Source organism: uncultured Rikenella sp. (genome assembly GCF_910577125.1).
In the GTDB taxonomy this organism is placed as follows: Bacteria; Bacteroidota; Bacteroidia; order Bacteroidales; family Rikenellaceae; genus Rikenella.
The window spans coordinates 1-7,947 of sequence record NZ_CAJTMN010000089.1; the positions used below are offsets into that span (position 1 = coordinate 1).

Sequence of the window (7,947 nt, forward strand, 5' to 3'; positions counted from 1 at the left end):
GTAGCGCGCAATAAGGTTTAGCTCGCATTAGCGCGCTACAACCCCGACCCAAAAGTAATCACGAAGAATGAGGATTGCGGAGCCTAAGGAGTAGCGTAGCTAACTAAAAGTTTTTGGTGCCGCTTTTTACAAAAAGCGGCAGTTCCAGCCAGTCGGCACAAAAATAAAACCCAGTTAATTATGTATCCTATTTTGCGAGAATCGCCCCTGTTCCGCGGTTTAGACGAACAGACCATCACCGACCTGTTGTCGCACGCCGCCTACACCACCGAGACCTATGCCGAGAACGCCCTCATCGCCCGGCGAGACACCGCCTATTCCGGCCTGATGATCATCCTGCGCGGCTCCGTCCGCGGCGAAGTGACCGACGCAGCCGGCCGGAGACGTGTGATCGACAACATCCCCGCCCCGCAGCTGATCGCCCCCGCCTTTCTGTTCGGCGGCTACAACCGGCTGCCCATCGACGTGACCGCCAACGAGAACGGCACCGAAATCATGACCCTGCACCGGGGCGCGCTGTTCGAGATGATGCAGGAAAATACCGTCGTCCTGTCGAACTTCATCGACATCATCTCCAACCGGGCCAACTACTTTTCGCGAAAAATCTACGCCCTTTCCGTCCTGATGCTGACCGAGAAAGTAGCCGCCCTGCTGCTCTCCTCCGTGTCGGCCGCCGAGGGAGAGACCGTACCTCTGCAGCTCGACAAGATGGCCGACGAACTGGATATCACGCGGCACGCGCTGGAACAAACGCTGGGCGAACTCGCCAAGCGCGGCGCCATCGAGCTGTCGGAACACCAGATCATGCTCCGCAACCGGAGCCTGCTGGAAGCGATGGTGGCACCGCAATAACCCCGGTTTATCGAATCAGACACACAATTCGGCCCTGATTGGCAAATGATACCCAATCAGGGCCGAACGATTTTTATCACTCCTACAATATCGGGTCGACCAAATCCTCACCCCCCTGAGCCCGTTTTTCCCAGGCATCGAACAATGCACCGATTGCCGATTCCTGCGTCGAGGCATTCATCTTCAGCAATTCGGTATAAATATATTCCAGAGCCTCCATACACGGAGTCGGATTGTTCACATAAGGCGAAGTATTCATTCCGTGGACAATCTGGATCGGTGAGAGATAAGAATAATAATTCAACATCTCGGCTTTCGTCTGCACATCGACATAGGAGTCCAACACCGGATGCAACCCCTCGGCCAGTGTAGAGAGGTCTCGCGACGAAACAAAACCTTTGGTATAGCGGATAAAATGATTTCGCATTTTGGTACGAGCCTCGGCCCGTACGGCATTTTGGAGTACCCCGTCCTCCAACACATACATGCCGTGTATGTATTCGTCTCCCCGTTTGCAGTAGTCCCGGTCGAGCATCTGATCGGCCAGTTTCATCATCCGGATCAGGTCGGAGGCATAGCGCGGGCTGAAAAACGCATCGAACATCGCCGAATGTGCCGTCACCGGATCCTGGACGGGAGGTGGTGTATCATCTCTGATTTCCGCGCTGCATAAATGGGAACAAACCAGTTTGCCGCAAATCTTGCAAACCGCAGGGGTAAACTTAGTTCCACAGGTGCACGTAACAGTCATCCCACCAGGATCCTTGACACGTCGCCCGCAAGTACTGCAACGGGCACAGATACATTTGGATTTCCAAGGATATGCTGGAGGATCATATTTGCCACAAACATTACAATGCTGCATCCCATCATTTACTGCCTCACAATTATCTTCATGGCAATAATTACAAGCTCCCCAACCTGCTTTCGTTATACAGGCATTAGTGGCTTCCGGATATAAAATCGTATTCCCCACCACCGCACCGATTTCCGTCCGATTATCGCCCGTTGCTTCGACGCAGGCTGTTTTCGTTCCCTGTTCGTAACCGGCTACCCGGATCAATTTACCCGTCAAATCGTGCCATGAAGCGAAACCGCTGAAGTCCGCCAACCCCGTCGCCGAAGAGAACCCCGTCACATCCACCGTGCAATCCGACTCCGGGACAATTGTAACGACTGACAGTTGTTGCCCACCGTCCGCAGCCGTATAAACAGACAGCTTCTGAACCGTTTGAACCGGCGAATGGTCTCCGCAAGCCTCCCCCTCCTCATGGTCGTGAAGACCGCCCCGAACCGCCGTATAGGTGATCGCAGCCTCTATCGGCACATCGACCCACGACGTTCCGTCCGACGATACCACCGCGACCGCCCGATCCCACAAGGGTGCCATGGTCCCCGGCAACGGTTTGATGGGTACTTCCCGCCCCGCCACCGTTTTGGTCAGCGGCGCAGCCGTACTTTCATAATAAGCCCGGGCTTCGGCAATTGCATTTGCCGATCGTTCACTCCGATCGGAGTAAGATCGCTCTTTCGTACACGACCAACCAGCCAATAGAGCCAGCCCCATACACAGGGTACGTAATATTTGTGTTTTCATATGAAGTTGATTTAAAAGATTAGTCTAGATTGCCAAGAAAAACCAAGTAGTACCAAACTAGGGTAGGTAAAGTTTTCATATAATCTGACTGAGCCATCGTTACTGTTATATAGGCAGAATGTTGCATGCTTTGTTCCAATTCATGGTTTTTTAAAGGATGATCTGAGAAATAACTATACGAACTATATAAATCTTTTCTCAATCGATCACCCGCATTCGGCCACGCCTTGGTCATCGTGTCCAGCACGCAGCGATACTCCAGCGGAAAGGTCAGCACCACCGACGTGTCCCGACCCGTCAGTGCAGGAACCGAATCCCGGTCGATGCGCAAGCCTTTCGCAGCGGCGATAAACGCCGGGGCGACATACTGCCCCACGTGGTTGGCTCCGACCCGCGTCTTCTTCTCCTTCACCCGGCCGTTACGACCGACCGTCAACTGAACATAGACCTCCGCCGGCCCCTCGTCGGCCGTCGGCAAAGAGAGAGCGAACAGGCTGTCGCGAGTCGAAAAAACCAGCGGCATCTGCACGTGTTCGACCACCGAACGTTGTAAAACCCGCTCCAAAACAGGCTGTTCTGCCTGTAAAAAAGTCACAGAACTGACCACCAGAGCCAGCCCCAGATAAAACACTCGTAAAGTTTTCATAACTACAACGATTAAAGGTTAGTATTTCGAATCACCAAGAAAGACCAAATAATAACACACCCTTGTCGCTTCAGTTTTATTCCTGTAATATTCCGCTGTAGAAACAGCTGCCTGGGTGTGCTCATGCATGTTTTTATCTATCTCTTCCAGAGTCATCGGACGATATGCATTATAATAGGAATTTTCACTTAACCGTTTACTGACTTGCCTCATCCAATCATCGCCACCAAACGGTTTCTTACTAACTGTATCCAGCACACAGCGGTACTCCAGCGGAAAAGTCAGCACCACCGACGTGTCCCGACCCGTCAGCGCAGGAACCGAATCCCGGTCGATGCGCAAGCCTTTCGCAGCGGCGATAAACGCCGGGGCGACATACTGCCCCACGTGGTTGGCTCCGACCCGCGTCTTCTTCTCCTTCACCCGGCCGTTACGACCGACCGTCAACTGAACATAGACCTCCGCCGGCCCCTCGTCGGCCGTCGGCAAAGAGAGAGCGAACAGGCTGTCGCGAGTCGAAAAAACCAGCGGCATCTGCACGTGTTCGACCACCGAACGTTGTAAAACCCGCTCCAAAACAGGCTGTTCTGCCTGTAAAAAAGTCACAGAACTGACCAACAGAGCCAGCCCCATACACAGGGTACGTAATATTTGTGTTTTCATATGAAGTTGGGTTTAAAAGATTAGTCTAGATTGCCAAGAAAAACCAAGTAGTACCAAATTGCAGTGGGTATTGTCTGTTTGTATTTCCATTCCGCAAATGAGATACTGCGCGAGGTTTCTTTACGTCCAGCATTTTCAATGTCTACATTAGTCATTGGGCGATAATTATCAAAATGAGACATTGATGGATAAGCCTCTGTATTAATAATTTTTAATGTTGTTTGCAATTCTTCCCCTGCATTCGGCCACGCCTTGGTCATCGTGTCCAGCACGCAACGATACTCCAACGGAAAGGTCAACACCACCGACGTGTCCCGACCCGTCAGTGCAGGAACCGAATCCCGGTCGATGCGCAAGCCTTTCACGGCGGCGGTAAACGCCGGGGCAACGTATTACCCCACATGGTTGGCATTCACCCGGGTCTTCTTCTCCTTCACCCGGCCGTTACGACCGACCGTCAACTGAACATAGACCTCCGCCGGCCCCTCGTCGGCCGTCGGCAAAGAGAGAGCGAACAGGCTGTCGCGAGTCGAAAAAACCAGCGGCATCTGCACGCGTTCGACCACCGAACGTTGTAAAACCCGCTCCAAAACAGGCTGTTCTGCCTGTACTAAAGTCCCGAAACCGGCCACCAGAGCCAGCCCCAGATAAAACACTCGTAAAGTTTTCATAATTACAACAATTAAGGGTTGTCATTTCAAATCGCCCCAAAATACCAGATAGTACCAAATAGGGGTAGGGATAGCCTGGCGATACAGACTTTCCACAGCAGACACCCCCACATAAGCATGGCCTCTCATATTATCATCCAGTTCACCTAAAGTCAGCGGACGTTGCGGGCTTCCTGAAAAATAGCATGGATTATATACAGATTCTCTCAATCGATCACCCGCATTGGGCCACGCCTTGGTCATCGTATCCAGCACACAGCGGTACTCCAGCGGAAAAGTCAGCACCACCGAAGTATCCCGGCCCGCCAGCGCAGGAACCGAATCCCGGTCGATGCGCAAGCCTTTCACGGCGGCGGTAAACGCCGGGGCAACGTATTACCCCACATGGTTGGCATTCACCCGGGTCTTCTTCTCCTTCACCCGGCCGTTACGACCGACCGTCAACTGAACATAGACCTCCGCCGGCCCCTCGTCGGCCGTCGGCAAAGAGAGGGCGAACAGGCTGTCGCGAGTCGAAAAAACCAGCGGCATCTGCACGCGTTCAACCACCGAACGTTGTAAAACGCCGTTCAAACCCACATGCTGAGCCGAAAGAGAACCTACGGAGAGCACCGCAAAGACGGCCATACCTCCCAAGAATTTGAGCTTCATGACAAGATGTTTTAGAATTTGCAGGGCCGAAAAACTCTTGGACGAAGAGGTTCCGCCCGGCATTAAACAAAAAAAATGGATAAGTTGTTGGCAATATAATAAACACCAACGACTTATCCAACTCTTTAACAGCTACAAACAGGTATAATTACTCCCCAAATAACGGAAACCGACGACAGAACGTTCGTCGGTGATAAGGCGACAGACCGTGCCGCAGAATAGCCTCCCGGTGGAACTCCGTCGGATAGCCCTTATTGCGATCCCACCCGTAGGCCGGATATTCGTCATGCAGACGCAGCATGTAATCGTCCCGCCAAGTCTTGGCCAGCACCGAAGCCGCAGCGATCGGCGCCAGCTTCGCATCCCCCTTGACCACACACTCGTAAGGAATCAGCAACTGCCCCGGGCGGAACCGGTTGCCGTCCACCAAGAGCCTTTCCGGCACCACACCCGCCGGCAGCCGCTCCTGCAGCTGCGCGAAAGCCCGCCGCATCGCCCGGAACGAGGCATTCAGGATATTGATTTCATCGATCTCGGCCGCCGACACCTCCCCCACTCCCCACGCCACCGCCTCGCGTTCGATCACCTCACGCACGGCATACCGATCCCGCTCGCTCATCTTCTTCGAATCGTCGAGCCGCTCGTCCCGGAAGCCGGCCGGCAGCAGCACCGCTCCGGCGAACACCGGACCGGCCAACGGCCCCCGTCCCGCCTCGTCGAGCCCCACCTCGACCCCACCGTACAGATTCAATGCCAGCATAGCCCCAAAAACAGCCCGAAATAAGACCCGAACAACATAGCGCCGCACAAACTACCGCACCAGAGCAAAATAAGGCTCCATTTCGGCCTGAAAACGGTCGAGTTTGAATCCGCTCCACATCCGCACGATCCGCCCCTCCGTCGGTTCCACCAGCACGAAGGTCGGATAAAGGCCGATTCCGTACGGCACCGCCGCCCCTTCGTTCAACAATTGACCGTCCGACAGATTGGGCCATGCGAACGGTTTCCGGTATTTGTACATCTCCATCCAGCCGTCGTGGTTGTCGCTCAGCATCACCCCCACCACCGAAAGGGAGTCGGCATACCGTTCCGCGTATTTGGCCACCTCGGGGAACGAGGCGTGGCACCGCGGGCAGTTCGACGTCCAGAACAGAACGAGGAGGTATTTCCCCTCCTGCCCGGCATAGTCCGACAGGTAGGAGTAGTTCCCTTTCGTGTCATGCAGCTCGACATCATGGAGTTTGTCGCCCACCTCGACCTTTCGGGCGGGTTCCTGCGCCGAAACGGTGCCGGCGAACAGCAGCGCAAACGCGCCGAACAGCCACCTTTTTATCATCTTTGTCGCGTGTTTATCATTTCTTTTTCAGATACGGCCCGACCAACCGGCTCTGGAAATCGCCCTGCCCGGGATACCACCACTCGACGATCGTCCCCTGCGGATCGATCAGCACGTAGGTCGGCATCACGTTCGACCGATAGATCGCCCCTGCGCCGGCATAGGTTCCCATCCCGTCCGAGATCTGCTTCCACGGCAGCTGCTGCCACTGAACGGCCCCCTGCCACATCTCTTTCGAAGCGTCGAGACTGATGCCGACGATCTCCAGCCGGTCACCGTACTCGGCATAGAGTTTCTTCAGCTCCGGAAAAGCGGCATAGCACCCGCCGCACCCCGAGCTCCAGAGGTCGAGCAACACATATTTCCCCCGTCCGGCATAATCCGACAGTTTGCAGACCCGCCCCGACGTATCGGCCCCCTCGAAGTCGACGAACGGTTCGCCGACCTGCGGCACGTGCGGCGGATCGATCGCCAGAGCGATGGACCGCCCCTCCAGCGTCGCCCGATTTTCAGGGGTCAGCCGGTCGTAAATCCACTGTGCTTTTTCTTTCGGCACAACGCCGAACCTAACGTAAGACACCAGGCTGTTCAGCATCGCCTGCGAGTTGGGATAACGGACATAAACCGGCCACAGCCGCTCCACGGATACGCGCCACACGGAATCGCCATACTTCTCATATCCCTCGTCGCTCTCGATCAGGGCATCCAGGTCGGACAAATCCACAGCCCGTATCTCCGCCTCGATCGCCTGTTCGGGTTCGTTGCTGACCGCCGTCCAGTCACCGTCGCCCGTACCGATGATCTGCATCCGGGTGGTGTCGGTCATCCACAAACTGCCGGTGTATCGACCGGTGGAGGAGGAGATCGTCATTTTCGCCCGCTCTCCCGCGGGAAGCGTCCCGGAAAAGGAAAACCGTCCATCCCGGATGGTATCGGTATCGAAACTGACTCCGCTATTGTGCCAGATGCGGAAAATCCGGACTTTGACCGAATCTTTGTCGTCCACGCCGGTAATCCGGCCCTCGATTTTCCAGGCCGAGGCTGTGCCTCCGACAAACAAGGTCAGGAGTGTCAGGAAAAGGGATTTTTTCATGATTCGGCAAGATATTTTATTTCGGGCCGCCCCGGGCTACCGCTTTCACGCGGATGGCGCGCTGCTCGGCATCGGCAACGACGGGTTCTGCTGGTCTGCGGCCACGGACGACTTCAACGGTCTGGACTTGCATTTCTATTCGCAGTACCTCTACACCTGCAGCGCGAACGGCCACGCCTACGGTTTTCCGTTGCGTTGCCTCTCGCACCCACAGGGTGTTTTACTGGCAAGTGGGCTGACACAGCCGTAGCGAAACGAAGTTTCGCCCGTCCACGGGACGTGGGGCCCGCGCGGCCCGAGCGCAGTACCCTCAAACCAAACGCGCGCCGACGCCTTAACAGGAAAATCATTCAAAAGCGTTTCCCGCTTTTGAATATGATTTTCCAAGGCGCGCGGAAAAAATCAAGGCCGAAACTCTGCGACCCGCAAGGGTCGCGC

General features: G+C 55.2%; 12 protein-coding genes. 2 read left to right on the top strand and 10 right to left on the bottom strand.

The window, feature by feature from the left end; translation table 11 throughout:
* The first annotated feature begins 180 nt into the window (after positions 1–180).
* Positions 181–852 (top strand): Crp/Fnr family transcriptional regulator, encoded by a 672-nt coding sequence (locus QZ292_RS08480; protein ID WP_294600535.1) that lies wholly within the window; start codon positions 181–183, stop codon positions 850–852.
* Positions 853–934: 82 nt separating this feature from the next.
* On the opposite strand, the gene QZ292_RS08485 is transcribed toward QZ292_RS08480, so the two are convergent.
* The 10 genes from QZ292_RS08485 to QZ292_RS08530 form a co-directional block, all read right to left on the bottom strand.
* Positions 935–2,449, bottom strand: a complete 1,515-nt coding sequence (locus QZ292_RS08485) for a hypothetical protein (RefSeq protein ID WP_294600537.1) — start codon at positions 2,447–2,449, stop codon at positions 935–937.
* Positions 2,450–2,468: 19 nt separating this feature from the next.
* Positions 2,469–3,095, bottom strand: a complete 627-nt coding sequence (locus tag QZ292_RS08490) for a hypothetical protein (RefSeq protein WP_294600539.1) — start codon at positions 3,093–3,095, stop codon at positions 2,469–2,471.
* An 18-nt stretch (positions 3,096–3,113) separates the two neighbouring features.
* Positions 3,114–3,758, bottom strand: coding sequence for a hypothetical protein (locus tag QZ292_RS08495; protein ID WP_294600541.1), 645 nt, complete (start codon positions 3,756–3,758; stop codon positions 3,114–3,116).
* 20 nt (positions 3,759–3,778) lie between these two features.
* Positions 3,779–4,114: a hypothetical protein gene (locus tag QZ292_RS08500; protein WP_294600543.1), complete on the bottom strand. Its 336-nt coding sequence runs from the start codon at positions 4,112–4,114 to the stop codon at positions 3,779–3,781.
* 36 nt (positions 4,115–4,150) lie between these two features.
* Entirely contained in the window at positions 4,151–4,429 is a 279-nt protein-coding gene (locus QZ292_RS08505) for a hypothetical protein (protein ID WP_294600544.1), read from the bottom strand.
* Between the two features lie 21 nt (positions 4,430–4,450).
* Positions 4,451–4,768, bottom strand: a complete 318-nt coding sequence (locus tag QZ292_RS08510; RefSeq protein WP_294600546.1) for a hypothetical protein — start codon at positions 4,766–4,768, stop codon at positions 4,451–4,453.
* 36 nt (positions 4,769–4,804) lie between these two features.
* On the bottom strand, positions 4,805–5,080 hold the full coding sequence (locus tag QZ292_RS08515; protein ID WP_294600548.1) for a hypothetical protein: 276 nt from the start codon (positions 5,078–5,080) through the stop codon (positions 4,805–4,807).
* Between the two features lie 148 nt (positions 5,081–5,228).
* Positions 5,229–5,840, bottom strand: a complete 612-nt coding sequence (locus QZ292_RS08520) for a ribonuclease HII (protein WP_294600550.1) — start codon at positions 5,838–5,840, stop codon at positions 5,229–5,231.
* Positions 5,841–5,891: 51 nt separating this feature from the next.
* Entirely contained in the window at positions 5,892–6,416 is a 525-nt protein-coding gene (locus QZ292_RS08525) for a TlpA disulfide reductase family protein (RefSeq protein ID WP_294600552.1), read from the bottom strand.
* 16 nt (positions 6,417–6,432) lie between these two features.
* Positions 6,433–7,509: a TlpA disulfide reductase family protein gene (locus QZ292_RS08530; protein WP_294600554.1), complete on the bottom strand. Its 1,077-nt coding sequence runs from the start codon at positions 7,507–7,509 to the stop codon at positions 6,433–6,435.
* Here QZ292_RS08530 and QZ292_RS08535 point away from each other — a divergent pair.
* Positions 7,508–7,759, top strand: a complete 252-nt coding sequence (locus QZ292_RS08535; RefSeq protein WP_294600556.1) for a hypothetical protein — start codon at positions 7,508–7,510, stop codon at positions 7,757–7,759. The two genes, QZ292_RS08530 and QZ292_RS08535, sit on opposite strands and share 2 nt — an antisense overlap.
* Positions 7,760–7,947 lie beyond the last annotated feature (188 nt).